This is a genomic window from Serinicoccus hydrothermalis, from assembly GCF_001685415.1.
In the GTDB taxonomy this organism is placed as follows: Bacteria; Actinomycetota; Actinomycetes; order Actinomycetales; family Dermatophilaceae; genus Ornithinicoccus; species Ornithinicoccus hydrothermalis.
Map to the genome: position 1 here is coordinate 775075 of NZ_CP014989.1, position 26294 is coordinate 801368.

Below are 26294 nucleotides of genomic sequence, written 5' to 3' on the forward strand. Positions count from 1 at the left end.
GGGCGCTCCCCTCGCTCAGACCGGGCGTCCCCACCCCAGCGCGGACCGCGCCACCTCGGCGCCCACGCGCGCCGGGTCCTGCGGAGCGCCGCGCAGGAGGCTGGCGAGGACGCCGTTGTAGACGAGCAGGACGGTGTCGACGATCTCCTCGACCCGCTCCGGGTCGGCCTCGGCGGCCAGCTCGCGCAGCCGGGTGACGAGCCCGGCGGTGTCCGCCGCGACCAGGTCGACGGCGGGGTCGGCTTCCTCCCCCGGCGTCGCCGGGCGCTCCGAGGCGGTCGCCAGGAAGGAGCACCACTGGGACGGCGAGGAGCGGTCCCGGTATGCCGTGAGCGCGTCGAAGACGGCGAGCACCCGCTCCTGCGGACCCGGTGCGGCGTCGACGCGCTCCTGCCAGACGGACTGCCAGTCGTCGAGGCGACGCCGCAGCACCTGCGCCAGCAGGCCGTCCTTGCTGCCCATGTGGGCATAGAGGGTGACGACCGAGACCCCGGCCTGCGAGGCCACCCGGTCCACCCCGGTCACCGCGATGCCCTCGGTGAAGAACAACGACTCGGCCGCGTCGAGGATCCGGGTGCGGGTCTGCTCCTTCGCCATGCTCCTAGTGTCACGTTCGTTTCATTATGAAACGAACGTTACAGTTTGCTGCCGCTCCACCGTCGCCGTCGCCGCTGGCCCTGGTGCTGGCCGGCGTGGTGCTCATCGCGGGCACCTACGGCATGGCGCGGTTCGGCGTCGGTCTGCTGCACCCCCAGATGGTCGCCGCCCGGCCCGGTCTGGAGGGGGCGCTGCGACCCGCGGGCACGGCACAGTTCGCGTCCTACTGCCTCGCCGTCCTCGTGGGAGGCCGGTTGGCCGGGACCCGGGCGCGTGAGGTCGCGCTCGCCGCGGGGGTGGTCGCCAGGGTCGGGGCGCTCGGGCTCATGCTCGCGCAGACCCCGGCCGTCTTCACCGCCGCCGCCTTCGTCGCCGGCGCCGGGGCGGGCCTCGCCTCGCCCGCCCTGGTCGCGCTCCTGGACCGCGCCGTGCCCGCGCAGCGCTCCGGCCTGACGCAGACCGCGGTGAACTCCGGGACCGCCGTCGGCCTGGTCGTCGTCGGCACGGTGGTGCTGCTGACCAGCGCCGTGGTGACCCCTTGGGTCCTGGTCGCCCTCGTGTGCGTCGGCTCCGGGTGGATGGTCCGTGCGCTGGCTCCGCCGGTCCCCGACCTTGAGCCCCGGTCCACGCGCGGCGACGGCACCGTCCGCAGCATGACCGCTCCCTGGCTGCTCGCCGCGGCGGCCGGCGCCGTCTCGGCCTACGTCTGGACCTACGGCCCCTCCGTGGTGGTGCGCGACACCGGCCTCGGCACCGACCGGATCGGCTGGCTCTGGGTCGTCGTCGGCGCCGGTGGGCTCATCGGGGTCCTCGCGGCCCGCCTGGTCGACCTCACCAGCCCGCTCAAGGCCTTCCTCGCCTGCTCCGCCCGATCCTGCTCGCCACCACCGTCGTGTCCGCGGCCACCCAGCTGTGGCCCGCCGTGCTGGCCCTGGCCCTCTTCGGCGCCGCCTACATGGCGCTGACGGGGACCCTCATCCTCTGGGGCCGGGTGCTACGGCCGCAGGATGCCGAGCAGGCGACGGCGTGGTTGTTCCTCGCCGTCTCGGTCGGCCAGGCGGTGGGCACCGCCCTCGTCGGCCCGTGACCGCTTGCCTCGCGAGCACCCCTCCAGGTCAGGAGGCCAGCTCGGCGCAGACCTGCGCCAGATCGGACTTCCCCTCGAAGCCGATGCCGGGGAGCTCGGGCATCGTGACGAAGCCGTCCTCGACGGCCACGCCGTCGGGGAAGCCGCCGAAGGGCTGGAACAGGTCGGGGTAGGACTCGTTCCCCCCGAGCCCGAGCCCGGCCGCGATGTTGAGGGACATCTGGTGCCCGCCGTGCGGGATGAACCGCTCCGGCGCCCACCCCAGCGGCGCCAGGGCGTCGAGGGTGCGGAGGTACTCGACCAGCCCGTAGCTGAGGGCGCAGTCGAACTGCAGGTAGTCCTTCGCCGGGTCGAGACCGCCGTAGCGGGCGAGGTTGAGGGCGTCGAGGTGGGAGAAGAGGTTCTCGCCGGTGGCGAGCGGGACCGTGGTGCGCCGCTCGGCGACCTGGCGCAGCCCGTCGTAGTCCAGCGGGTCGGTCGGCTCCTCGTACCAGTGGAGGTCGTACTCCTCCAGGGCGTCGAGGTATGCCGTCGCCTCCTGCGCGTCGAACCGCCCGTTGGCGTCGACCATGAGCCGCTGCCCGGGCCCGAGCACGGACAGGGCCGCCTCGATCCGGCGCCGGTCCTCGACGAGCGGGGCGCCGCCGATCTTCATCTTCACCACGGTGTAGCCACGGTCGAGGTAGCTGCGCAGCTCCTCCTGCAGACCGGCGTCCCCCTTGCCGGGGTGGTAGTAGCCGCCCGCCGCGTAGACGAAGACCCGCCGGTCCGCCGTGCCGCTGCCGTGCCGTTCGGCGATGAGGTCGTAGAGCGGACGCTCTTCCAGCTTGGCGCGCAGGTCCCAGAGGGCCATGTCGAGCACACCGACGGCGACCGAGCGCTCCCCGTGCCCACCGGGCTTCTCGTTGGTCATCATGACGTCCCAGGCACGGTGCGGGTCGATCTGGCCGGTGACGTCGAGCAGGGCCTCGGGGTCGGCCCCGGTGAGGCGTGGCACGAAGCGCTCCCGCATGAGCGACCCCTGGCCGTAGCGCCCGTTGCTGTTGAAGCCGAAGCCCACCAACGGTCGCCCGTCGCGCACCTCGTCGGTGACCACCGCGGCCAGGCTCAGGGTCATCTGGGAGAAGTCGACGACCGCGTTGCGGATCGGGCTGCTGATGGGGAAGGTGTGCTCGCGCACCTCGAGGATCCTCACGCGTCGGCCTCCTGGTCGCGGACGTGCTGGCGGACGGCCTCGGCGACCTCGGTGGTCGTCGCGCTCCCGCCCAGGTCGGGGGTGCGTATGCCGGCGGCCAGGCTGGCCTCGACCGCCGCGACGAGCTCGCCCGCGGCCCGCGGGTGGCCCAGGTGGTCGAGCATCATCGACGCGGCCCAGATCTGGCCGAGCGGGTTGGCGATGCCCTGGCCGGCGATGTCGGGCGCCGATCCGTGCACCGGCTCGAACATCGAGGGGTGCTCGCCCTCGGGGTTGAGGTTGGCGGACGGGGCGATGCCGATGCTGCCGATGATCGCCGCACCGAGGTCGGTGAGGATGTCGCCGAAGAGGTTGGAGGCGACGACGACGTCGAAGCGGCCGGGGTCGAGCACGAAGAGCGCCGACAGCGCGTCGATGTGGTAGTCCCGCACCTCCACGCCCGGGAAGTCCTGGGCGGTCTGGTGCACGACCTCGTCCCAGAACGGCATGGTGTGCACGATCCCGTTGGACTTCGTGGCCGAGGCCAGGGAGCCGGACCGGTCCGCGGCGAGCTGCAGGGCATACCGGGCGGCCCGCTCGACCCCGCGACGGGTGAAGACGGACTCCTGGACCGCGAACTCGTCGGGGGTGCCGCGGTACATCCGCCCGCCGACCTCGGAGTACTCGCCCTCGTTGTTCTCCCGGACCACGAGGAAGTCGATGTCCGTGCCGTCCCGCAGCCGAAGCGGGCACTCGATCCCGGGCATGAGCCGGACCGGGCGCAGGTTGATGTACTGCTTGAACGCGCGGCGGATGGGGATGAGCAGCCCCCAGAGCGAGACGTGGTCCGGCACGCCGGGGAAGCCCACCGCGCCGAGGAGGATCTGGTCGGCCTCGGCGAGCTGGTCCAGCCCGTCCTCGGGCATCATCCGGCCGGTCCTGGTGTAGTGCTCGCAGCTCCAGTCGTGGTGCTGCCAGGCGAACTCCAGGCCGTGCTTCTCCCCCACCGTCTCGAGGATCCCGAGGGTGGGTTCCATCACCTCGGTGCCGATCCCGTCACCGGGGATGACGGCGACCTTGACCTGCTGCGTGGACTGTGCGGATGACACCTACATACCTCCAAGTTGGGGAAGACGGACGTAGAGGACCTGGGTGAAGGCAAGATAGACCAGCAGCACGACCGCTGCGTTCACGGCCGTGTCCAGCAGGACCTGCCGGACGGTGGGACGCCCGGTCCTCATGCTGAGGGAGACGACCGTGCCGCCCACGATGCCCGCCAGGACGAAGCCGAGCCAGGGCAGCGCGACGACCCAGGCCGCCAGCAGCAGGACCGCCCGCCCGAGGTCGGCCCAGGTCAGAGCCTCCTCCTCGTGCTCCTCCGGGTCCTGTCTCGTGCGCCACCCGCTCACGAGGAGCCACACGCTGAGCACCGCGAGCACCACCATGACGGCGTCCGGCAGCAGGTTGGTGTGCGGGAAGCGGTATGCCCGTTGCACCCAGAAGGAGGCCACCAGGGCCAGCAGCAGCACGCCGGTGATGAGGTTCTTCACGAGCGGTCCCCCTCGGACTGCTTGACCATGTCCTCGGTGGCCGCACCCTTGCGGTTCTGCCAGAGGGGCCAGAGGAACCCGACCAGGGTCATGAGGATGAGCACGATGCTGAGCGGTCGGGTGAAGAACGTCAGCCAGGGCATCGCCTGGTCCGTGGAGGTGAGCAGACCCTGCACGAGCCCGCGCTCGGCGATCGGTCCCAGCACCAGGCCGAGCACGATCGGCGCCGCCCCGATGCCGGCCCGGCCGAGGAAGTAGGCCAGCACGCCGAGGACGAGCATGATGACGACGTCGACGACCGAGCTGCGGATGGCGTAGGCACCGACGATGGACATCACCGTGATCGCCGGCGCGAGGTAGCGAGCCGGGAGCCGCACCACCCCACGTTGCAGGGCACGGCCCCCGATGAGTCCCACCGGGGCCATCATGAGTGCGGAGAGCGCGAGGGCGAAGGCGAAGGTGTAGACCAGGTCACCGGACTGGGTGAACAGGTCGGCACCCGGCCGCAGACCCTGGAGCAGCAGCACGCCCAGCACGATCGCGTCCGGCGGGGTCCCGGGGACCCCGAGCGTGAGCGTCGGGATGAAACCGCCACCGACGGTGCCGTTGTTGGCGGACTCCGCCGCCACCACCCCTTCGGCGCTCCCGCGACCGTACTCGTGCCGGGCCTTCGACGTGCGCTTCGCCTCGTTGTAGGCCACGAGGTTGGCGACGCTGCCGCCCGCCCCCGGAAGGATGCCGATGAGCGATCCGATGACCGAGGAGCGCAGCACGTTGACGGGACGCCGGACGAGGTCGAAGGCCATGCGCAGCGGCGAGCGAGACTCCTGGGTGCTGCCCTGCTGGACGTCGTACTCCCGCGTACGTCGCGCGACGAGCTTGATGACCTCCGGGATGGTGAACAGGCCGATGAGAGCCGGCACGAGCGGCACCCCGCCCTGCAGGCTCGGCTCGCCGAAGGTGAAGCGGACGTCCCCGCCGACCGGCGAGATGCCCACCGTGCCGAGAAGGACCCCGAGAGCGCCACCGATGAGTCCCTTGACGACCGAGCCGGTGCTCATGCCGACGATGATCGTGAGCCCGAAGATCGCCACCCAGAAGTACTCCTGCGGCCCGAAGCGCAGCGAGAAGTCCGCCAGCGGAGGGGCGAGGAAGATGAGGAAGACCACCCCCACCAGTCCGCCGACGACGGACCCGACGGTGGCGGCGACGATGGCCTCCTCGCTCCGCCCCTGCTTCGTCATCCGGTAGCCCTCGAAGGCCGTCGCGATGGAGCTGGGCGTGCCAGGGGCGTTGACGAGGATCGCGGTGAACGACCCACCGTAGATCGCTCCCATGTAGAAGGCACCGAGCAGCACCAGACCGGGACCGGGGTCCATGGCGAAGGTGAAGGGCACGAGCAGGGCCAGCCCCATGGTGGCGCTCAGCCCGGGCATGGCGCCGATGGCCATGCCGGCCACCGTGCCGACCAGGACGAGCAGCAGGGTCAGCGGGCTGACCAGTGCGACGAGGCCGGCGAGGGCATCACTCATCGAGCATCCCCAGCGAGCCGAGCAGCTCCTCGTACTCCGCCGTGCGGCTCTCGATCAGCTCGACGGACTCCTGCGGCCCGTAGTTCTCGAGGACGAACGCCTGCTCGCGGAAGTCCTCGACGAGGTCAGGGTCCTCGTTGACGGAGGCGAAGGTCTCCGCGAGGGAGTCGACGATCTCCTGCGGGGTGTCCTCCTGGACGCAGACGCCGCGGTAGGCGCCGTCGGCCATGTCGATCCCCTGCTCCGTGAAGGTGGGGACGTCCAGGCCGTCCATGCGCTCCTCGGACGCGACGGCCAGGGCCTTCACCTGGTCGCCCAGCTGGTCGATCTGCGGCGTGTAGCTCATGAGCGCGTCGACGTGACCACCCAGGAGCGCGGGCACCGCGGCCCCGGTCCCGTCGAAGGGGGTGTAGGAGACCTCGATGCCGGCCGCGTCGGCGAACTGCAGCGTGCCGATGTGGTTGGCGCTGAAGTCTCCGCTGCCACCGACGGACAGGCCGCCCGGGTCCTCCTTGGCCGCCGCCACGAAGTCGTCGACGGTCTCCATCTCGCTGTCGGCCGAGACGAGCAGGGCGTTCGGCGTGCTCTGGAAGAAGTAGACCGGCTTGATCTGCTCGGTCTCGTAGCCGGCGTCGTCGCGCAGCATGGGCTGCAGGATGATGTGGGGGATGTTGCAGCCCATCACCGTATAGCCGTCGGGGCGGGACCGGGTGAGCTCGGACCAGCCGAGCGCGCCACCGGCCCCGGGCTGGTAGGAGATCGAGACGCTCTGGCCCAGCGCCTCCTCCAACGGCTCCTGCTGGAGACGCGCGGTGATGTCGGACTCGCCACCAGGGTCGAAGGGCAGCACGTAGTCGATGCGCTTGGTGGGGTAGTCGGCAGCGGGATCTCCCCCACCTCCGCAGGCCGACAGGGTGAGGGCAAGGGCGGGCAGCACGGCCAGGGCCGTCGTGCGGGTGCGAATCATCGTTGACTCTCCTCCATGGGTGGGTGGGACTACAGGGCTGCGGTCACGGCCTCCACGACGTCACGCGTGGTGGCACCGCCACCGATGTCACGGGTGCGGACGTCGGCGGCGAGGGCCTTGTCGACGGCCTCGCGCAGTCGACCCGCCTCGTCGGGATGTCCGAGGTGGTCGAGCATGAGGGCCGCGGACAGGAAGGTGCCGACGGGGTTGGCGACGCCCTGGCCCGCGATGTCCGGTGCGGATCCGTGGACCGGCTCGAACATGGAGGGGGAACGGCGCTCGGGGTTGAGGTTGGCACTGCTGGCGAGCCCCAGGCTTCCTGCCATCGCACTGCCGAGGTCGGAGAGGATGTCGGCGTGCAGGTTGCTCGCGACGACGACCGACAAGTCCTCCGGACGCAGCACGAACTTGGCGGCCATCGCGTCCACGAGCACCTTCTCGGTCTCGACGTCGGGGTAGTCGGCGGCGACCCGGGCGAAGACGTCGTCCCAGAGCACCATGCCGTACTGCTGGGCGTTGCTCTTGGTCACGCAGGAGACCTTCCGCCGGTCGCGGGTACGCGCCAGGTCGAAGGCGAACCGCATGATGCGTTCGCAGCCCGCCTCGGTGAAGACGGCACTCTGCACCGCCACCTCGCCGGCACCCTCGCGACCGGCGAAGTTCCGCCCGCCGAACCCGGAGTACTCCCCCTCGCTGTTCTCCCGCACCACGACCCAGTCCAGCTCGCGCTCGTGGGCGTCGACGATCGGGGAGGGGACTCCGGGGTGGAAGGTGACCGGACGGACGTTGGCCCACTGGTCCAGGCCCTGGCAGACCGCCAACCGCAGACCCCAGAGGGTGATGTGGTCCGGGACGGTCGGCCACCCGACCGCGCCGAAGAGGATCGCATCCATGGTGCGGAGCTCGTCGAGGCCCTCCTCGGGCATCATCCGGCCGTGCTGCTCGTAGTAGGCCGTCCCCCAGTCGAAGTCGTGCCACTCCAGCTCGAAGGTCGGGTGGCGCTCCTGCAGCGCGGAGAGGACCTGCTTGGTCGCCTCGACGACCTCGGTGCCGACCCCGTCCGCCGGGATCGCTGCGATCTTGTGGAGCTTCGTCATGTCCAGCGACGCTAGGTTCGCCGGGTACCGGCCGTCCAAGACCAGTTATCGATAAGACCCATCCATGACGCTTATATCTCCTGGCCACGGCCCCTTCTCCACCAGGGTCAGGAGTGCCTGGGCCGCCGGGGTCAGCCGCGTCGGCCGATGGATGACGTCCACCTGCAGCTGCATCGGGTCGGCGAGGCGACAGACCCGCGCCCCGGCCTCGCGCGCCAGGGACTCCCAGGCGGAGGAGAGCACCGCGACCCCCACCCCGGCGAGGACCAGCGGCAGGATCGCCGAGCGGTGGGCGGTCTCGACCACGACCGTCATGGTGCTCCCGCCCATGAGCCGGTCGGCCATCTGTCGCATCACGCTCCCGGGAGGGGACACCACGATCCGCTGCCCGTCGAGGTCCCGGGCCGTCAGCGGCCGGTCCCCCGGCAGCGGGGAGTCCTCGGGCACCACGAGCACCATCTCCTGGTGCCCCAGGGTGTGCACCTCGATCCCGGCGGGGTACGGGGTCGCCAGGGCGCCGACCAGACCCATCTCGCACGTCCCGGTCCGCACCAGCTCGATCGCCTCGTCCCGGACGAACGACGCATGCGCGTTGACGATCAGCCTCGGGTGGACCGCGACCAGCCGGCGCATGACGGAGGCGAAGGGCTCCACCCCCTGGGAGGGCATGAGTGCCAGGTCGATCTGCCCCGTGAGCTCCTCCCCCACGGCACGCGTGGCCGCCCGTGCGGCATCGAGCTCCCTCAGCACCTGGCGGGCATGGGGCACCAGTGCGCGCCCGGCGTCGGTCAGCCTCACCCCGCTCGGGACGCGGTGCAGCAGCGGCACGCCGAGATCACGCTCGAGCGCGGCGACCGACTGCGACAGGGCCGGTTGGCTGACGTGCAGCTGGCTCGCGGCCCGTCCGAAACCGCCGTGCGTGACGACCCCGAGGAAGTAGGTCAGCTGTCGTACGTCCATCACCCCTCCTTCCACGGCGCGACGTCGCTTCCACACTCTCCGGTAAAGACACCGTCAAGGTCTGTCCAAGATCTTCCCAAGTTCCTGGTGGACCCCTGAACGCGGGGCTAGCGTCGGGAGCACTTCCCTGTGACCGAACGAACGAAGGTGTTCCCCTATGAAACGTCACGCGGTCTCCACCCGGCGACAGGTGCGGGGGTGGCTCGGTGCCCTCGTCGCCCTGATCATGACGGTCGCCCTGCTGCCCGGCGCGGTCCAGGCCGATCCGGACGACATCCAGATCAGCGACAACATGCGTCACGTGGACAACACGCCGAAGCGGTCCCCGCTGACGTCCACCAACTCCGACATCGCCTTCTGGGGCGACTACGCCTTCCAGGGCAACTACAACGGCTTCACGATCTGGGACATCTCCACGCCGCGGAACCCGCAGATCGTCAGCCAGGTGCTCTGCCCCGGCGGCCAGGGTGACATCTCGGTGACCAACGACGGCTCGCTGCTCTTCTTCTCGGTGGACTACGCGCGCACCAGCGACTCGTGCTCCAGCGAGGCCACCAACAGCGGCGACCCGGACGGCTGGGAGGGCATGCGCGTCTTCGACATCAGCAACCTGCGCAACCCCGACTACGTCGGCGCGGTGGCGACCGAGTGCGGTTCGCACACGCACACCTACGTCCCGGACCCCGAGGGTGAGAACGCCTACCTCTACGTCTCGTCCTACGGCCCGAACGACGCCTTCCCCAACTGCCAGCCCCCGCACGACAGCATCTCGATCGTCGAGGTGCCGCTGGACGACCCGGGTTCGGCCTCGGTCGTCGCGGAGCCGGTCCTCTTCCCGGGCGGCGGTGCCCCGGGCACCAGCGGGTGCCACGACATCACCGTGGCCCCCGAGCGTGAGCTGGCCGCCGGCGCCTGCATGGGCAACGGCATCCTCATGGACATCTCCGACCCGGTGGACCCGCAGGTCATCGACCGGGTGCGGGACCGCAACTTCGCGTTCTGGCACTCGGCGACGTTCAACAACCACGGCACCAAGGTCGTCTTCACCGACGAGCTCGGCGGCGGTGGCGCGGCCACCTGCAACGAAGAGGTCGGCCCGAACCGCGGTGCCAACGCGATCTTCGACATCGCCGGCGCCGGGAGCTCGCGCGACCTGATGTTCCGCAGCTACTACAAGATCCCCCGGCACCAGACCGACAACGAGAACTGCGTGGCCCACAACGGCTCGCTGGTCCCGGTCACCGGCGGGGACGTCATGGTCCAGGCGTGGTACCAGGGTGGTGTCTCGGTCTACGACTTCACCAACTCCTCCGAGCCCGAGGAGATCGGCTACTTCGACCGTGGGGCGCTCTCCGACGAGTTCCTCACCCTCGGTGGCTCGTGGTCCGCGTACTACTACAACGGCTACATCTACTCCAGCGACATCCAGCAGGGTCTGGACGTGCTGCGCATCAACGGCACGCAGGGCGACCGTCGGGTCACCTTCGACGTGCTCAACGCGCAGACGCAGTACCAGTACGCCGAGGGTCGTTCACGCAACGGTATGCCGCGCATGACCGCCCAGGGCGACACCGAGGCCGCTCCGGTCATCGTCCCGGGGTCGCCCGGGGAGAAGTCCCGGACCCTCGAGGCCGGCCAGGCCGACCGCATGATGGCGCAGAGCGACTCGATGGAGACGGCCGAGGCGAACGACGCCGACGAGATGTTCATGCACATGATGGCCCCGCACCACCACCAGGCGGTCCTCATGAGCAGGATGGCTCCGTCGCGCGCCAGCGACCCGCAGGTCAAGGCGCTCGCGGACCGGATCCTCGTCGAGCAGGGCCTGGAGATCGACGCCATGCAGGGCTGGCAGGCCCGCAACGGCCTCCCGGTCACCAACGAGAAGAAGGCCTACCGCGAGATGCTGAAGGACCCGGAGATGGTCGAGATGATGGGCATGGCGACCAAGCAGGAGATGCGCGCCCTGCGCAACTCCGACGGCGCCGACTTCGACGCCCTCTTCCTCGACCTGATGATCCCGCACCACGAGGGCGCGATCGACATGGCCGTGGACGTGAGCGTCAACGGCACGGACTCCTTCGTCCGGCAGTTCGCCTCCGACCTCATGGTCACCCAGGAGGCGCAGATCTACGAGATGGAGCAGCTCCGCCAGGCGGTCTGACCCACCTCACGACGACGCCCGGCGCGCCTGCATCCCGCAGGCACGCCGGGCGCCGGCGAGTCCGGGCCGGGCAGGTATGCCCGTGCTCACCGGTCGAGCCGGTCCAGCTCCTCCAGCGCGTCGCGCCAGCGGCGCCGGCGCTCCTGCGGCGTCTGCTCCCACCAGGGATCACCCCGCTCCCCCAGACCGTGCTTGGCCAGGTCCACCCGTCGGCGGGCCGGTGCCGGGTCCTCGCCGCGGCGTCGGTGCGCCCGCACCGCAGAACGGCCGCGTCCCAGGTGGGACAGCAGCCGGGCGGCGGCCTCCTCGGGGATCTCGGGGTCCGCCCGGCGCCAGCGGCGTCCGTCGACGACCAGCCACCGCACGTCGTCCGTCGACCCGTCGCCCGCGCCTGCGTCGGCGTCGCTCACCCGTCCGCGCTCACCCGTCCGCGCTGCCCCGGCCGGCCGACCCCAGCTCACGGACGTCGAGCGTGAAGCCCTGGGCGCGCAGCGCCTCGACGAGGTCGTCGCCGAGCGCGACCGCGGGGGTGAGCACCCCGCCCCGGCGCCCGCTCTCGCCCCGCGTGGCGAGCAGCACCAGGCCGGACTGCCCGAGCTCGACGGAGGTCGCGGCATACCCCGGGTCGCCCAGGGCGGCGACCGTGGCGGCGTAGCGCCGGCCGGTCTCGGTCGTCGTGATCGTCTCGGTGCGGAAGCGCCCCGCCTCCTGCTGCTCCCGGCTCGGGCCCTCCCCCGGTGAGGGCAGCACCCGGTCCACGAGCGAGCGCAGCCCGGGGACCATCATCGACCCGGCGAGCGCGGCCATCCCGGTCGCGACGAGCCGCGCCCGCACGGCGCCCTGCCAGCCGCGGCCGGTGGAGACGAGCTCGCGGTAGCGGAACCGGGGCCCGTAGGCGCCGTCGAGCAGCGCGTCCGAGCGGCGCACCACGCGCGTGTTGTAGGACGCCATGAGGAAGGGCGCGACCCAGCGCCCGCTGTCCTCCTCGACGAAGGGCCGCATGACGTCGCGCTGCCCGGGCGCGCCGCTCCGGCCGCCGCTCAGCGCGAACGGGTCGGCGACCACGCGCCGCAGCGAGGGATCCTCCCCCATCCGGCGCAGCTGGATCCGGATCGAGTCGACGGTCCCGCCGCTGAAACCGCCCTTGGCCTCGCGGACCCACATCGTGGTGTCGGTCAGCCCACCGGCCCCGTCGGCCTCCGACGCCCGGTGCAGCAGGTGCACCCCCAGGTCGGAGGGCACCGAGTCGAAGCCGCAGGACACGACGACCCGTGCACCCGTCCCCTCGGCCACGGTGTGCGCCTGCTCGATGGCGTCCCGCACGAAGAGCACCTCCCCGGTGAGGTCGGCGTAGTCGCTGCCCGCCTCGGCGCAGGCCCGCACGAGCGGGAGGCCGTGCACCTGGTAGGGGCCGACCGTGCTGACGACCACGCGGGAGCGCTCCGCCAGCGCGCGCAGGCTCGCGTCGTCGGAGGAGTCCGCGACGACCAGCGGCCAGTCCCCCGCCCGGTCCCCCAGCCCGTCGCGGACCGCGCGCAGCCGCTCCTGCGACCGCCCCGCCAGCGCGACCACCGTGCCCTCGGGCGCGGCACCGAGGAGGTGCTCGGCCACGAGCGCGCCGACGAAGCCGGTCGCGCCGAAGACCGCGATGTCGACGTCGCGGCCCTCGTCGGAGGGTCCGCCGGCCGTCCGTTCCGGCTCGGTCACCGGTCGTCCTGCGGGGACGCGTCGTCCGCGTCCCCGCTCTCCTGGCGACGCCCGGCGGGGTGCGCCCGGATCGACTGCTCGATCTCGTGCCAGGCCTCCTCCAGCCCGCGCACCTCCCGGTCCGGGACGAAGACGTCCTCCTCCCCACCCGCGGCGTCCCGGCGCAGGATGTAGAGCCCCGCGGGCCGCGTCTCCCCGTCGACCTCGTGCCGCCAGGGGAGGTAGATCACCGTGGCCTCCTCCCCCTCGATCTCGGTGGTGCGGCTCTCCGGCCGCCGGCCCACCGGCAGCCGGACGACCTCGGCATACTCCGACCCGTTGTCCTGGGACTCGTCCATGCGTCGAGTCTGTCACCGCCGGGTGCCGCCGTCACCCCGGGTGCCCTCAGCCCTCGGCGAGCGCCCGGGCCAGGGCGGGCAGGTCCTCCACGGTGAGGTCGGGGGCACTGAGGTGGCCGGGGTAGCCACCACCGCCACGGGCCACCCAGGCGGTGCCCAGGCCCGCGCGGTGGGCGCCGTGGACGTCCCACGGGTGCACCGCGACCAGCATGGCCCGCTCGGCCGCCACCCCGCAGACGTCCAGCGCGTGCCGGTATGCCTCGGGCGCCGGCTTCCAGCGCGGCGCGTCCTCGACGCTCAGCAGCCGCTCCACCAGGTCCGCGGCGCCGGCACGCTCGAGCAGCCCCTGCGCGACCGCCGTGGAGCCGTTGCTCAGGGTCACCACCCGGAGCCCGGCCTCCCGCAGCGCGCGCAGACCAGGGACCACGTCGTCGTGCAGCGCGAGGTCACCGAAGCCGTCCATGACGTGGTCCACCGCTGCGGGGACGTCCTCGACCGAGCCGGCGAGGAACCCCGGCAGCAGCTCCCGGCCGACCTGCGCGAAGTCGGGGTTGTCGCCGGTGACGGTGAGCGCGAAGCCGTCCCGCAGGAGGGAGGCGAACCACGTCCCGGCCCACTCCTGCGGCACCCCGAGGTCGGCGAACCTGCGGCGCAGCGGCGACATGTCGGACAACGTCTCGTTGACGTCCAGGACCACCAGCTCGGGTCGGTGCGCGGCCACGGCATACCTCGAATTCTCGGGGGGAAGGGTGGGCCTGCACGCTACCGCGCCCCGTGGCACGCTGGTCGTCCCCGACGACGCCCAGGAGGCCACCCATGGACGCACCCCGCTACGACTCGCTCACCGCGCTGCTCGTCAACTGCTCCCTGACCCCGCAGGAGGAGGCCTCGCACACCGGCCGGCTGCTCGATGCGGTCGACCACCTCATGACCGGCGCCGGGGTGACGGTGGACCGGCTGCACGCGGTGAACCACGACATCGCGCCGGGGGTGCAGCCGGACATGCGCGAGCACGGCTGGGACAGCGACGAGTGGCCCGACCTGTGGCCCCGGGTCATGGCCGCCGACATCCTCGTGCTGGGCACGCCGCTGTGGCTGGGCGAGGAGTCCTCGGTGTGCCGCACCGTCATCGAGCGGCTCTACGCCATGTCCGGCGAGCTCAACGACGCCGGCCAGTCGATCTTCTACGGCAAGGTGGGCGGTGCGGTCATCACGGGCAACGAGGACGGCGTCAAGCACGCCTCGATGTCCCTCCTCTTCGCCCTGCAGCACCTCGGGCTGGTGATCCCGCCCCAGGCCGACTGCGGCTGGATCGGGGAGATCGGGCCGGGACCCTCCTACGGCGACCCGCGCGAGGGTCAGGACCCGGTGGGCCTGGACAGCGACTTCACCCGGCAGAACGCCACCATCATGAGCTGGAACCTCATGCACCTCGCGGGGATGCTGCGCTCCGCCGGAGGGCTGCCGACCTACGGCAACGACCGCAACGCGCTGGCCGACGGCGAGCGCTTCGGGTATGCCGCGCCCGGGCCGGTGGCCGACGCAGGCTGAGCCGGGCCCTGGGGTCGGCGGGCGACCTCAGCCGTCCGAGACCAGCGTCTCCTTGATCTTGGCGATCGCGAAGCCCCAGGCCTGGTCCACCGACGGCTTGCCCGGCACCGCGATCTCCTGCGGGTTGGTCACGGCGTCGAGCAGGGCGGGCCCGTCGTGGTCGAGCACCGAGGCGACCGCGGCGTCCACGTCGGCCGGGTTCTCGACCCGCTCCGCGTGCCAGCCCATCGACCGGGCCACGGCGGCCAGGTCCGGGTTGTCCAGCCGGGTGCCGAACTCCACGAGCCCGGCCTGCTCCATCTCCAGCTTGACCATGCCCAGCCGGCCGTTGTTGAACACCACGACCTTGATCGGCAGCTCGTAGGTCACGGCGGTCATGAGGTCGCCGAGCAGCATCGTCAGCCCGCCGTCGCCGCTGAAGGAGATGACCTGCCGACCGGGGTAGAGCGTCTGCGCGCCCAAGGCCTGCGGCATCGCGTTGGCCATCGACCCCAGGTTGTAGGACCCGATGAGCCGCTGCTCGGCGCGGAGGCGGACCAGCCGGGAGAGCCACACCGTCGACATACCGGTGTCGGAGGTGTAGACCGCGTCGGCGGCGGCGTGCGCGTCGACCGCGGCCGCGACCTGCTCGGGCCGGATCTGGTCGTCCGGGTTGTCCACCTTCTTGCGCAGGATGCCGAAGCGCTTGCTGTCGTAGTCGGGGCGCGCGAGCCGCTGCTGACCCTCCAGCCACTCCTCGTAGACCGTCCGGGCCCGGGACAGGTGCTTGCCCGCCTTCTTGCCCTTGGCCTTGACCGCCCCGGACAGCACCTTGGCGGTGGCCGCCGCGTCCCCGACGAGGGCGCAGTCCACCGGCGTGCGCCGGCCGAGGTGGCTCCCGGTGTCGTCCACCTGGACGACCGTGACCCCGGTCGGGTACCAGTCGCGGTAGGGGAAGTCGGTGCCGAGCATGAGGAGCAGGTCGCAGGTCTCCAGCGCCAGCTGGGCACCGGGGTTGCCGATGAGCCCGGACTGACCGACGTCGAAGGGGTTGTCGTGCTCGAGCTGCTCCTTGGCCTTGAGCGTGAGCACCATCGGCGCACGCAGCTTTCGGGCCAGGGCCAGGACCTCCTCCCGTCCGTCCAGCGCCCCGCGGCCGACGAGCATCGTCACCCGCTGCGCCCCGTCGAGCAGCCCGACGGCCTCGTCCACCAGGTCCGGTGCGGGGACGGTGCGCGGCTGCGGGCGGGCGAAGCTGCGCTCCTCGACGTCCTCGGGCAGCTCGAGGTCGCCGATGTCACCCGGGATCGTCAGCACCGAGACGCCGCGAGCGGTCAGCGCCGAGTTCACCGCCTGCTCCAGCAGGAAGGGGAAGTGCTGCGCGTTGGTGACGGTCCGGGTGAAGACGGAGACGTCGGCGAAGAGGACGTCGTTGTCGACCTCCTGGAACATCTCGGTGCCCATCTCGGAGGTGGGCACCTGCCCGCAGATCGCCAGCACCGGCGCGTGCGACTTCTTCGCGTCGTAGAGGCCGTTGAGCAGGTGGATGCTGCCCGGTCCCACGGTGCCCATGCAGACGCCCAGGGTGCCGGACAGCTGGGCCTGGGCCGACGCGGCGAAGGCGCCGGCCTCCTCGTGGCGCACCCCGACCCAGTCGATGCGTCCGCTGCGGCGGATCGCGTCGGTGATGGGGTTGAGCGCGTCACCGACCACCCCCCAGACGGTGCGCACGCCCTGGTCGGCGAGACGGTGGATGAGCAGGTCGGCCACGGTGGTCATGCGATGGTTCCTCCTTGGTGCGGCCGTGCCGCGGTCCCGGTGCTGGTCCCGGCACCGCTGTGCCGGTGGGGTCGGTGCGTCGGCGAGCGGAAGTGCTCGGGGTCGGCGCGCTCGAAGTCGCGGGCCCAGATCTCGTCCTCGCTGCCCTCGAGCAGCTCACCCTCCTCGAGCCAGGTGAAGAGCTCCTCGTAGGTCATCGACCGGGCGGGGTCGATGCGCCGGACCACGTGCTGCGGGCCGAGGTCGGAGAAGGACTTCAGACCCATCGAGGCCAGCAGCCGCATCGCCGACTTGACCGTGGCCTCCTGGTAGCGCTGCACCCGCGGGCCCTTGTCCGACACCACGACGGCGCGCGCCCGCCGGGGGTCCTGCGTCGCGACCCCGACCGGGCAGGTGTTGGTGTTGCACGTCTGCGCCTGGATGCAGCCGGTCGCCATCATCATCGCCCGCGCCGAGTTGCAGAAGTCCGCGCCCAGGGCGATCCGGCGGACGATGTCGTTGCCGCCGCTGATCTTGCCCGCGCAGCCGATGCGCACCTTGTCCCGCAGTCCGGTGCCGACCAGGGCGTTGTGCACGACGACCAGACCCTCGGTCAGCGGCGTCCCGACGTGGTCCACGAACTCCAGCGGGGCGGCGCCGGTGCCGCCCTCGGCGCCGTCGACGGTGATCCAGTCGGGGGTGATGCCGGTCTGGATCATGGCCTTGCACATCGCCAGCACCTCCACCCGGTCGCCGACGCACATCTTGAACCCGATGGGCTTGCCGTCGGAGAGCTCGCGCAGCCGCCGGACGAACTGCATGAGCTCGATCGGCGTGGAGAAGGCGGAGTGCGCCGCGGGGCTGACGCAGTCCTCCCTCTCCGGCACGTCGCGGGCGCTGGCGATCTCCGCCGTGACCTTGGACCCCGGCAGCACGCCGCCGATGCCCGGCTTGGCACCCTGGCTCAGCTTGATGAGGATTCCCTTGACCTCGGGCTTGGCGGCCTTCTCGGCGAAGGTGTCGGCGTCGAAGCCGCCGTCCTCGGTGCGGCAGCCGAAGTAGCCGGACCCGAACTCCCAGATGATGTCGGCGCCGTGCGCCAGGTGGTACTTGCTCAGGCCGCCCTCACCGGTCTCCTGCGCGAAGCCGCCGTGCCGCGCGCCGTAGTTCATCGCCATGATGGCGTTGCCGGACAGGGCGCCGAAGCTCATCGAGGAGACGTTGAGAAGAGCGATGTCGTAGGGCCGCGTGCAGTCCGGCCCGCCCAGGCGCACCCGCGGAGGGTCCGACATCGGCTCCAGCGGGTTGGCCGTGTGCAGCAGGTGGTCGTAGCCCGCCTGCATGATGTCCCGCTCGGTGCCGAAGGCCTCCTCGCTGGTCAGGCCCTTGGCCCGCTGGTAGATCATCGTCCGGGTGTCCCGGTCGAAGGGGCGCCCGTCGTAGTTCCGCTCGATGAAGTACTGCTGGATCTCCGGACGGATCGCCTCCAGGGCGTAGCGGGCGTGCCCGATGACCGGGTAGTTGCGCAGGATGGAGTGCTTGCGCTGCAGCAGGTCGCGCGCGGCGAGCGCCGCGACGGCCGCCCCGGTGGCGGCCAGCGCCGTGCCCGCCCGACCCAGGGCTCGTCCCTCGCTCATTCCTCACCACGTCCTTCCGGGTCGTCGGTGGCGCCGGGCCACCAGACGAACGTAGGACCTCGGGGGTCGGGCCGCGCGTCGAACCACCGGCATGCGTCGGCGGGGCCGCCGTCCGCTCACGACGAGGTCGGCACCCGCAGCGTCCACCCCTGGTCCAGCAGCCGCCAGGAGCGCCGCGTCACCCGCTCCTGCTCGACCTCGCCGTCGGTGTTGACCCGGAAGGCGTCCTCGTCGGCGACCGCCTCCACGACGATCTCCCGTCCGGAGGTGAGCGTGACGTCCTCCCGCCGGGTATGCCTGCCCTTGCGCAGGTCCAGCGCGAAGCCCACCCGTGCGCGGGGCGAGACGCCGTGGGCCACGAGCACCTCCACCTGGCCGTCGTTCGGCCGAGCGTGTGGGGCGACAGGGGTCCCGCCGCCGACCGAGGTCCCGAGCGCGAGCGTGACCATGAACTCGGGACGGTCGTCGTCCGCGGTGCCCTCCCCGTCGACCGTGACGTGCAGGTGCCACCCCTTGCTGGTGAGGCCCGCCCGCAGCGCACCCCAGGCGTAGGCCGCCTTGCCGAGCACGCCCTTGACGTCACCGGCGTGGGCGGTCGCCTCCGCGGCGACCCCGGCGTGCACGACGTTGACGACCACCGCACCGGTGTCGTCGACCACGAGGCCGCGCTCGAGCGTGCTGCCCGTGAGCGCCACCCGCGCCGCCTCGCGCGCGTCCAGCGGTATGCCCGCACCCCGCGCCAGGTCGTTGCCGGTGCCGAGCGGCACCACCCCCACCGGGCCGATGCGTCCCAGGAGGTCCTGGTCGTGCACTGACTTCAGGAAGCGGTGGATCGACCCGTCGCCGCCAAGGACCACGACGTCGCGGCCCACCGCCGAGGCGACGGCGGCGGCATACTCCTCCTCCGACCCCGGCGTCCGGTGGTCGAGCCGGCGCGAGGAGCAGGACTCCAGCTCGCGGCAGACCTGCGCGACGACGTCCCCCTCGGCGCTGCCCGCGCCGGAGTTGGACAGCACGAGGACGTCGCCGGTCGCGTCGCCCGCCTCGTCGGTCATGCGCGGGGCGCGAGACGTGCGGTGAGCACGGCGTGGGCCGCGGTCACGCCCACGCCCAGCGTCGGCTCGAGCTGCGGCCCGAAGTGGGGCGAGTGGTTGGTGACCGTCGGACCCTCGCCCTCGACCTCCTCGCGGGTCAGGCCACCGAAGAACCAGTAGACGCCGGGGACCTCGATCGCGTCCGGGAGGGCACCGAAGTCCTCGCTGCCCATGACGGCAGGGATCTCGTGGACCTCCTCCTCGCCGAGGGCCCCGCGCAGCACCTCGAGCACCGTGGCCGTCTCGTCCTCGTCGTTGACGAGGAGCGGGAAGGTGTAGATCTCCTCGATCTCCGGCTCCGGCGCGTCCGAGGCCATCGCCTCGGCGAGGATGACCCGGCGCAGCCCGGCGAGCAGGTGGTCGCGGACGTCGGCGTCGAGGTTGCGCATGTTGATCGTGAACTCCGCCGTCGCCGGGATGATGTTCTCCTTGAGCCCGGCATGGATGGTGGCGACGGTGATGACGGCGGCCTTCTGCGCCGCGACCTCACGGCTCTTGAGGCTCTGGATCCGTACGATCATGTGCGCGGCGAGCACCACCGGGTCGATGGTCGACTCGGGCTGCGAGCCGTGCCCGCCCCGGCCCCTGACCGTCACCCTCCAGGCGTCGGAGTAGGTCATCGCCGGGCCGGGTGTGAGGTCGATCGTGCCGGTGACCCCGGGCCACACGTGCTGGCCGTAGATCACCTCGGGTCGCTCCGCGCGGTCCCACAGCCCGTCCGCCAGCATGGCCGCGGCGCCCTGCGCCGTCTCCTCCCCGGGCTGGAAGAGGAAGACCACGGTGCCTGACCACGCGTCCCGGTCCCCCGCCAGGAGGGTCGCCGCGCCGATCGCGGCGGTGACGTGCATGTCGTGACCGCACGCGTGCATCACCGGGACGTCGCTGCCGTCCGGGAGGGTGCCGCGGGCCGTCGAGGCGTAGTCCAGGCCGGTGTCCTCCTCCACCGGGAGGGCGTCGGTGTCGGCCCGGAAGCCGACGACCGGGCCCTCGCCGTTGCGCAGGGTCGCGACCACACCGGTCCCGCCGCAGCGGAAGACCTCGTAGCCCAGGTCGCTCATCCGCTCCTCGATGAGCGAGGCGGTCGCCTCCTCCTGCATCGACAGCTCGGGGTGGCTGTGCAGATGCCGGTAGAGGTCGTGCAGCGACGCGCGCAGGTCGGGGTGCTCGTCCAGGATCGTCGTGGTCTCGGGCATACGGTGAGGGTATGCCGACCACCCACGCGGCCGCCGTCCGGGACCTCGTCACCGCCCGCCTCGACGAGGTGCTCGACGACCTCGCCCTCCTCGTGGCGCTGGAGACGCCGAGCCACCGCCGCGACCTGCTGCAGGCCGCGCTGCCGCGGATCGAGGCCTACCTCGTGCAGCGGCTGGGCGAGCCGGAGCGGCGCGTGCAGCACGACGGAGGGGAGCACGGCGACGTGCTCGACCTGGTCTGGGCGGGCTCGGGGATCGAGGGCGAGGTGGTGTCGCTGGCGCACTACGACACGGTGTGGCCCGAGGGGACCCTCGCCGACTGGCCGCTGCGCCGGGACGGCGACGTGCTCACCGGGCCGGGCGTGCTGGACATGAAGGTGGGCATCGTCCAGACGGTGTGGGCGCTGCTGGCGCTGCGCGAGCTCGGCGCGCCGCACCCGGACCTGCGGCTCGTGCTCACCGCGGACGAGGAGATCGGCTCCCGCGCCGGGCGCCCGCACCTGGAGGCGGCGGCGCGGGACGCGCTCGCCACCCTCATCACCGAGCCGAGCGCCGAGGGGGCGGTGAAGACGCGGCGCAAGGGGATGGTCTTCGCCGACCTCACCGTGCACGGCGTGGAGTCGCACGCGGGCCTGGACCCGGACGCCGGCGCCAGCGCGGTGCACGAGCTCGCCCGGCTGGTGCCCGCGGTCGTCGCGCTCGCCGACCGGGAGAGGCAGACCACGGTCAACGTCGGCACCATCTCAGGCGGGACCGGGCGCAACGTCGTCGCCGGACGGGCCACCTGCGCGGTCGACATCCGCATCCAGGACCCGGCCGAGGAGGACCGGGTCGTCGCCGCGCTGGAGGCGCTGCGGCCCACCGACGAGCGCTGCCGGCTCGAGGTGGCGATCGACCGCAACCGTCCCCCGATGAACCCCGGCGAGCACACCGACCGGCTGCTCGGGCTGGCTCGTGCGGCCGGCGCGGACCTGGGGGTCGAGGTGGACGACGTCGCGGTCGGGGGCGCCAGCGACGGAAACTTCGTCGCGGGCCTGGGGCTGCCGGTGCTCGACGGCCTCGGCGGGATCGGCGCCGGCCCGCACGCCCGGCACGAGCACGTGCTCGTGAGCGGCATACCCCGTCAGACCGCGCTCCTGGCCGGCCTCGTCGAGCAGCTGGGCCGCTGACGCGGGCGGGTACGGCCCCGCCCACGGCCGCCGCCGTCCCCTCGCTGCCCCGCTGCTCTTGCCGCGCACCAGGGGAACCTGTGCACGCCACACCAGCCCCACCCATACCTGTGCACCGTTGCTGGAGCAGGGCTGCAGAAATATCCTCAGCTCCGCCCCAACAAGCGTGCCCAGACTGGGATGCCCCGTACGGACGGGGTCCCTGGTCGGGTCTCGCGGGCCACCCGTCCCACCCCGGTATGCCGATCGGTGACACAGTGGGGACCATGCCTCGCTCCATGGCCACGAACACCGACGTCGACCTGCAGGGCCTGCTGGACTTCGTCCGGGACCGCCACAACCTGGTGCTCATCACCAGCCGCAAGGACGGACGTCCGCAGGCCTCGCCCGTCAGCGGCGGCGTCGACGAGGAGGGCCGGATCGTCATCTCGACCTACCCCGAGCGCGCCAAGACGCACAACGCGCGGCGCGACGCCGACGTGAGCGTGCTCGTGACCTCCGACGAGTTCGACGACGCCTGGGTCCAGGTCGACGGGACCTGCGAGGTGCTGGACGGCGAGGAGGCGATCGAGCCCCTGGTCGACTACTTCCGGAGCATCTCCGGCGAGCACCCGGACTGGGAGGAGTACCGCCAGGCGATGCGGGACCAGGGCAAGTCCCTGCTGCGCATCACCCCGAGCCGGTGGTCCCCGATCGCGACCGGCGGCTTCCCCCCTCGCCTCGCCGACGACTGAGCGGCACGACCGACCTGTCCGGTCGGCACACCTAGCGGCCCAGCCAGGGCGCGGCGGCGTCCCGGTGCGACTGCTGCTTGTCCTGCGCCATCCCGTCCCAGGTGCGCACGGCGAAGTTCGAGCGGCTGTTGGCCTCGAAGACCGAGCGGTGGTCCTCGACGAAGGTCCAGTAGAGCCCGTCCCAGGCCTCCCGCCAGTCCCCCGGCCCGAGGTCCGACATCTTCTTCAGGTAGTTGCTGCCCGAGACGTAGGGCTTGGTGGTGATGGCCTCGCCGGCCGCGAACTGGCTCATGGCATACACGTTGGGCACCATCACCCAGTCGTAGGCGTCCACGAAGAGCGACATGAACCAGCGGTAGACCTCGTCCGGGTGCACCCGCAGCAGGCACAGGGCGTTGCCGAGCACCATGAGCCGCTCGATGTGGTGTGCCCAGCCGCGCTCCAGCACCCGCCGGATGACGAGGTCCACCGGCTCCAGACCGGTCTCGCCGGTCCACCACGACTCGTCCAGCCCCCGCCCGTGCTCCAGCACGTTGCTCGTGCGCATCCGCCGCCCCCACAGCCGGTAGGTCGCCCGCATGTACTCCCGCCACCCGATGAGCTGGCGCACGAAGCCCTCCAGGCTCGGCAGGTCGACGTCGTGCTCGTCCGCCGCGGCGAGCGCACGCTCGAGCACCTGGTCGGGGTCGACGAGGCCGCAGTTGAGCGCCGGGGTGAGCGCCGCGTGGAAGATCACCGGGTGCTCGGCGCTGATCGCGTCCTCGTAGGGACCGAACTGGGTGAACCGCTCGTCGAGGAACCGGCGCAGCGCCGCGTCCGCCTCGCCCGGTGACGTGGCCCAGCAGAACGTCTCCGGGTCGCCCGGGGCGTCGGGGAAGTGCTCCCCCACCCAGTCGATCGCCTCGGTGACCCGGGTATGCCGTCGCGCCGGTCCGAGCGCAGGGTCCGGCACGGGGTGCCCGGCGGGCAGCTTCTTGCGGTTCTCCGGGTCGAAGGACCAGCGGCCGCCCACCGGCTGGTCGCCGTCCATGAGCACGTCCAGCCGCCGGCGCTGCCAGGAGTAGAAGTGCTGCATGCGGGCCCCGCCGGAGGCGAAGTGCTCGCGGATCTGCTCCCGGGTCGTGAGGAAGGCCGGGGTGTCGAGCACGTCCTCCGCGCGCAGCTCGTAGCCGCCCTCACGCAGCTGGTCGCGGCAGTGCCGCCCGAGCCAGTCGTCCGCCACGTCCAGCACGCTCACCCGGCCGGGCGAGAACTTCTCCACGAGCTCCACCAGGCCCCGGCCGCTGGACCGGTCCGGCGAGCTCTCGACGACCTCGACGTCCAGCCCCTGCTCCCGGGCGCGGTCGACGAAGCGGCGGGTCGCCGCCCGGTGCAGCACGAGCTTGTGCGCGTGGAACGGGTACTGCCGGTAGAGCAGGTCGTCCTCGACGACGACGAGCACCGTCCCGTCGGGCACGCGCAGCTGCTCCGCGTGCAGCTGGTGCGGGTAGACCAGCCGCACGTGGGTCCGGCCGCCGCTCACGCCGCCGCCCCCGCCACGCGCGCGACCACCTCGTGCTCGGGGTCCCACCAGCGCAGGCCGCGGACCGTCAGGGTGTCCGGTCGCCGCGCGTCCTCCTCCCGTTCCGCGGCCGCGGCGAGCACCTCCAGCGCCTCCCCGGCCTGCGCGACGGTCAGGAGCGTCGCGAGGGTGACGTGCGGGATCCAGGGCCGCTCGTCCGCGTCGTCCCAGGCGTCGGTGACGCGGGCCTGGGCGACCCGCGCCGCCAGCGGCGCGGCGACGAGGTCCGCGACGCTCAACCTGCGGCCGCCGAGCAGCACCAGGCCGTCGACCGGCAGGGACAGCGGCAGCAGCGGCGCCCAGACCTCGTGCGCGACCCGCAGCACGTCCTTGCCCGGGGCGACGTGCGAGCTCGCGACGGTCAGGTGCGGCCGGTGGGTGCGTCCGTGGTGCCGCGCGAGGGAGGCGATCCCGCCCTGCTCCAGCGCCTGCCAGCGGGCACGCACCCGCACGTCGTCCTCCGCGGTCAGCACCAGCTCCAGGGCGTGCGCCCGGCTCACGCGGCCCGCTCCGGGTCGCGCCCCGCACCGGCCATGGCCCAGCGCACGGTGGAGGTGCTCGCCCGGCCCAGCGGCCGCAGCACCCCGCGCGACAGGGTGGGCGAGGCCGGCAGCCCGAGCTCGGCGCGGGCCCAGTCCGGCAGGAGCGCGACACCACCTGCGGCGATGGCCCAGTAGCCGGGGCGCGAGACGACCGGCAGCGGGGGCTCGACCAGCAGGAAGCGGGCGGCCTCCCGGGCCTGCGTGGTCGCCTCCAGCTCGGGCCGGTATGCCCGCAGCTCCTCCTCCAACGCCCGCGCCGAGCGGGGCGGGTCGAGCACTCCGAGGTGGGCGGCGGACACGCCCGCCTGGGCGACGTAGGTGTCGGCCTCGGCGGGCGTCAGGGGACGCTGCGCGAAGGTCTGGTAGGCGCCGAGGAAGGACCACGCCTCCGCCACGTGGACCCACCGCAGCAGGTGCGGGTCGGAGGCGCGGTAGGGCCGGCCGAAGGCATCCTTGCCGCGGACCCGCTCGTGGATCGACCGCACGTGCCCGATGGTCTCCAGGGCGTGCTCGACGGTCCCGAAGGTCGTGGCCGCCAGGTAGGTGCTGGTGCGCTGCAGCCGGCCCCAGGGGTCGCCCTTGTAGCCCGAGTGCCCGGCGACGCCCGCCATGGCCATGGGGTGCAGCATCTGCAGCAGGAGCGCAGCCACCCCACCGGGGAACATCGCGGCGTCGGCGTGCACCCGCCATACCGGGTCCTCGTCGGTGAACCAGCGTTCCCCCGGCGAGTCCCAGATGCGCGCGGCCCGGTCGGCGGCGTCCTCGCCCGCGACCCGGGCGCGCAGCGCCGACCCCAGGGCGCTCTGCAGCCGGCCGAGAGCCACGGGCACCTCACCCACCTACGACAGACGCTGGACAAACTTGTGACACCCTCACTGTCCCACGGGCCACCGGCCCCGTCCACGCCAGGCTGCCCGACGTCCGGGGCGCGGGTACGGTCGAGTCATGTCTACCCCCACCTTCCCCGGCACCGACCGCACCTTCGCCCCGATCAACCTCGGGGGCAACCCGTTCGGCTGGACCGCCGACGCGGACGCCAGCTTCGCCGTCCTCGACGCCTTCCTCGCGGCGGGCGGCTCCTTCGTCGACACCGCCGACGCCTACTCCGCGTGGGCCGAGGGGCACGAGGGCGGGGAGTCCGAGGACATCATCGGGCGCTGGATGGAGGACCGCGGCAACCGCAACCAGGTGCTCGTCGCCACCAAGGTGGGCAAGAAGCCCGGGCGGGAGGGCCTGGGGCGGGACTCGGTGCTCGCCGCGCTGGACGAGTCGCTGGCCCGGCTGCGGACCGACCACCTCGACCTCTACTACGCGCACGCCGACGACGAGGACGTCGACATCGCCGACCAGGTGGCCACCTTCGACGAGGTCGTCCGCAGCGGCAAGGTGCGGGCGGTCGGCCTGTCGAACTACTCCCCCGACCGGCTGCGCGCCTTCCTCGAGACGGCGAAGGACCAGGGCGCCACCGTGCCGACCGCGATCCAGCCCCGCTACAGCCTCGTCTCGCGCGCCGACTACGAGCGCGACCTCGCCCCGCTCGTCGCGGACTTCGACCTCGCGGTCTTCTGCTACCCCGCCCTCGCCTCCGGCTTCCTCACCGGGAAGTACCGCACCGAGGAGGACTTCGCGGGGAACGCACGGGGTGGCGCCGCCCGCCGGTATGCCGAGGCCGGCGGCCTCGCGGTGGTCGACGTGCTGGTCGACGTGGCAGGGCGGCACGACGTGCAGCCCGCGAGCGTGGCCCTGGCCTGGCTGCTGGCCAAGGGGGTCACCGCACCGATCGCGTCCGCCTCCCGCCCCGAGCAGCTGGAGCCGCTCATGGCCGCGGTCACGCTGCGGCTGACCGAGGACGAGGTGGCCGAGCTGGACGAGGCGTCCTCCGGCTTCTGACCCGGGCGACGCC

General features: G+C 72.4%; 26 protein-coding genes. 7 read left to right on the forward strand and 19 right to left on the reverse strand.

Annotated features, from left to right (window positions below; translation table 11 throughout):
* Window positions 1–15 precede the first annotated feature (15 nt).
* Complete coding sequence (locus SGUI_RS03720) at window positions 16–597, reverse strand: TetR/AcrR family transcriptional regulator (protein WP_066636476.1); 582 nt, start codon at window positions 595–597, stop codon at window positions 16–18.
* Window positions 598–623: 26 nt separating this feature from the next.
* On the opposite strand from SGUI_RS03720, the gene SGUI_RS03725 reads away from it, so the two are divergent.
* Window positions 624–1562, forward strand: coding sequence for an MFS transporter (locus tag SGUI_RS03725; protein WP_083190473.1), 939 nt, complete (start codon window positions 624–626; stop codon window positions 1560–1562).
* Window positions 1553–1684 (forward strand): hypothetical protein, encoded by a 132-nt coding sequence (locus tag SGUI_RS18215; RefSeq protein WP_257784408.1) that lies wholly within the window; start codon window positions 1553–1555, stop codon window positions 1682–1684. Before SGUI_RS03725 ends, SGUI_RS18215 begins: the two co-directional genes overlap by 10 nt.
* Before the next feature lie 28 nt (window positions 1685–1712).
* Here the strand turns inward: SGUI_RS18215 and SGUI_RS03730 are convergent, their stop codons facing one another.
* Genes SGUI_RS03730 through SGUI_RS03760 form a run of 7 tightly spaced genes read right to left on the reverse strand, consistent with a single transcriptional unit; the run spans window position 1713 to window position 8964 of the window.
* On the reverse strand, window positions 1713–2879 hold the full coding sequence (locus SGUI_RS03730; protein WP_066636486.1) for a mandelate racemase/muconate lactonizing enzyme family protein: 1167 nt from the start codon (window positions 2877–2879) through the stop codon (window positions 1713–1715).
* A complete protein-coding gene (locus SGUI_RS03735) occupies window positions 2876–3967 on the reverse strand; it encodes a tartrate dehydrogenase (protein ID WP_083190474.1) in 1092 nt (363 codons plus the stop codon). The genes SGUI_RS03730 and SGUI_RS03735 overlap by 4 nt, the downstream gene beginning before the upstream one ends.
* Entirely contained in the window at window positions 3968–4408 is a 441-nt protein-coding gene (locus SGUI_RS03740) for a tripartite tricarboxylate transporter TctB family protein (protein WP_066636488.1), read from the reverse strand.
* Window positions 4405–5940, reverse strand: a complete 1536-nt coding sequence (locus SGUI_RS03745; RefSeq protein WP_066636490.1) for a tripartite tricarboxylate transporter permease — start codon at window positions 5938–5940, stop codon at window positions 4405–4407. Before SGUI_RS03745 ends, SGUI_RS03740 begins: the two co-directional genes overlap by 4 nt.
* On the reverse strand, window positions 5933–6907 hold the full coding sequence (locus SGUI_RS03750; protein WP_066636493.1) for a tripartite tricarboxylate transporter substrate binding protein: 975 nt from the start codon (window positions 6905–6907) through the stop codon (window positions 5933–5935). The genes SGUI_RS03745 and SGUI_RS03750 overlap by 8 nt, the downstream gene beginning before the upstream one ends.
* A gap of 29 nt (window positions 6908–6936) precedes the next feature.
* Entirely contained in the window at window positions 6937–8010 is a 1074-nt protein-coding gene (locus tag SGUI_RS03755) for a tartrate dehydrogenase (RefSeq protein WP_418314015.1), read from the reverse strand.
* A 39-nt stretch (window positions 8011–8049) separates the two neighbouring features.
* Window positions 8050–8964 carry a LysR family transcriptional regulator gene (locus SGUI_RS03760; protein ID WP_066636497.1) on the reverse strand — a complete coding sequence of 305 codons (915 nt, stop codon included), beginning with the start codon at window positions 8962–8964 and terminating at the stop codon, window positions 8050–8052.
* 157 nt (window positions 8965–9121) lie between these two features.
* On the opposite strand from SGUI_RS03760, the gene SGUI_RS03765 reads away from it, so the two are divergent.
* On the forward strand, window positions 9122–11128 hold the full coding sequence (locus SGUI_RS03765; RefSeq protein ID WP_066636501.1) for a DUF305 domain-containing protein: 2007 nt from the start codon (window positions 9122–9124) through the stop codon (window positions 11126–11128).
* Window positions 11129–11214: 86 nt separating this feature from the next.
* Here the strand turns inward: SGUI_RS03765 and SGUI_RS03770 are convergent, their stop codons facing one another.
* The 4 genes from SGUI_RS03770 to SGUI_RS03785 are packed head-to-tail and all read right to left on the reverse strand — an operon-like array spanning window position 11215 to window position 13894.
* Complete coding sequence (locus SGUI_RS03770) at window positions 11215–11538, reverse strand: 2-polyprenylphenol hydroxylase (protein ID WP_066642698.1); 324 nt, start codon at window positions 11536–11538, stop codon at window positions 11215–11217.
* A 10-nt stretch (window positions 11539–11548) separates the two neighbouring features.
* Window positions 11549–12835, reverse strand: coding sequence for a saccharopine dehydrogenase family protein (locus SGUI_RS03775; protein WP_066636503.1), 1287 nt, complete (start codon window positions 12833–12835; stop codon window positions 11549–11551).
* Complete coding sequence (locus SGUI_RS03780; RefSeq protein WP_066636505.1) at window positions 12832–13173, reverse strand: hypothetical protein; 342 nt, start codon at window positions 13171–13173, stop codon at window positions 12832–12834. The genes SGUI_RS03775 and SGUI_RS03780 overlap by 4 nt, the downstream gene beginning before the upstream one ends.
* Window positions 13174–13219: 46 nt before the next feature.
* Window positions 13220–13894, reverse strand: a complete 675-nt coding sequence (locus SGUI_RS03785; protein ID WP_066636508.1) for a haloacid dehalogenase type II — start codon at window positions 13892–13894, stop codon at window positions 13220–13222.
* Between the two features lie 95 nt (window positions 13895–13989).
* Between SGUI_RS03785 and SGUI_RS03790 the strand changes: the two genes are divergently transcribed.
* Window positions 13990–14724, forward strand: coding sequence for a flavodoxin family protein (locus SGUI_RS03790; RefSeq protein ID WP_066636511.1), 735 nt, complete (start codon window positions 13990–13992; stop codon window positions 14722–14724).
* Between the two features lie 27 nt (window positions 14725–14751).
* Here SGUI_RS03790 and SGUI_RS03795 read toward each other — a convergent pair whose 3' ends face one another.
* From SGUI_RS03795 to SGUI_RS03810, 4 genes are all read right to left on the reverse strand, one after another.
* On the reverse strand, window positions 14752–16482 hold the full coding sequence (locus tag SGUI_RS03795) for a thiamine pyrophosphate-dependent enzyme (RefSeq protein WP_066636513.1): 1731 nt from the start codon (window positions 16480–16482) through the stop codon (window positions 14752–14754).
* A complete protein-coding gene (locus SGUI_RS03800; RefSeq protein WP_083190476.1) occupies window positions 16479–18098 on the reverse strand; it encodes an FMN-binding glutamate synthase family protein in 1620 nt (539 codons plus the stop codon). Before SGUI_RS03800 ends, SGUI_RS03795 begins: the two co-directional genes overlap by 4 nt.
* Window positions 18099–18214: 116 nt before the next feature.
* Complete coding sequence (locus tag SGUI_RS03805) at window positions 18215–19153, reverse strand: diacylglycerol/lipid kinase family protein (RefSeq protein WP_066636516.1); 939 nt, start codon at window positions 19151–19153, stop codon at window positions 18215–18217.
* Entirely contained in the window at window positions 19150–20385 is a 1236-nt protein-coding gene (locus tag SGUI_RS03810; RefSeq protein ID WP_066636519.1) for an amidohydrolase, read from the reverse strand. The genes SGUI_RS03805 and SGUI_RS03810 overlap by 4 nt, the downstream gene beginning before the upstream one ends.
* Before the next feature lie 11 nt (window positions 20386–20396).
* Between SGUI_RS03810 and SGUI_RS03815 the strand changes: the two genes are divergently transcribed.
* Together SGUI_RS03815 and SGUI_RS03820 are read left to right on the forward strand one after the other, a co-directional pair.
* Complete coding sequence (locus SGUI_RS03815) at window positions 20397–21554, forward strand: M20/M25/M40 family metallo-hydrolase (RefSeq protein ID WP_066636522.1); 1158 nt, start codon at window positions 20397–20399, stop codon at window positions 21552–21554.
* Between the two features lie 266 nt (window positions 21555–21820).
* Window positions 21821–22288, forward strand: a complete 468-nt coding sequence (locus SGUI_RS03820; protein ID WP_066642701.1) for a PPOX class F420-dependent oxidoreductase — start codon at window positions 21821–21823, stop codon at window positions 22286–22288.
* Window positions 22289–22319: 31 nt separating this feature from the next.
* On the opposite strand, the gene SGUI_RS03825 is transcribed toward SGUI_RS03820, so the two are convergent.
* The 3 genes from SGUI_RS03825 to SGUI_RS03835 are packed head-to-tail and all read right to left on the reverse strand — an operon-like array spanning window position 22320 to window position 25221.
* Window positions 22320–23810 carry a cryptochrome/photolyase family protein gene (locus SGUI_RS03825; RefSeq protein WP_066636528.1) on the reverse strand — a complete coding sequence of 497 codons (1491 nt, stop codon included), beginning with the start codon at window positions 23808–23810 and terminating at the stop codon, window positions 22320–22322.
* Window positions 23807–24349 (reverse strand): 2'-5' RNA ligase family protein, encoded by a 543-nt coding sequence (locus SGUI_RS03830; protein WP_066636531.1) that lies wholly within the window; start codon window positions 24347–24349, stop codon window positions 23807–23809. Before SGUI_RS03830 ends, SGUI_RS03825 begins: the two co-directional genes overlap by 4 nt.
* On the reverse strand, window positions 24346–25221 hold the full coding sequence (locus SGUI_RS03835; RefSeq protein WP_191090941.1) for an oxygenase MpaB family protein: 876 nt from the start codon (window positions 25219–25221) through the stop codon (window positions 24346–24348). Before SGUI_RS03835 ends, SGUI_RS03830 begins: the two co-directional genes overlap by 4 nt.
* A 115-nt stretch (window positions 25222–25336) precedes the next feature.
* Between SGUI_RS03835 and SGUI_RS03840 the strand changes: the two genes are divergently transcribed.
* The gene (locus SGUI_RS03840; protein ID WP_066636532.1) at window positions 25337–26281 is read left to right on the forward strand and encodes an aldo/keto reductase; all 945 of its coding nucleotides are present in this window, start codon (window positions 25337–25339) and stop codon (window positions 26279–26281) included.
* Window positions 26282–26294 lie beyond the last annotated feature (13 nt).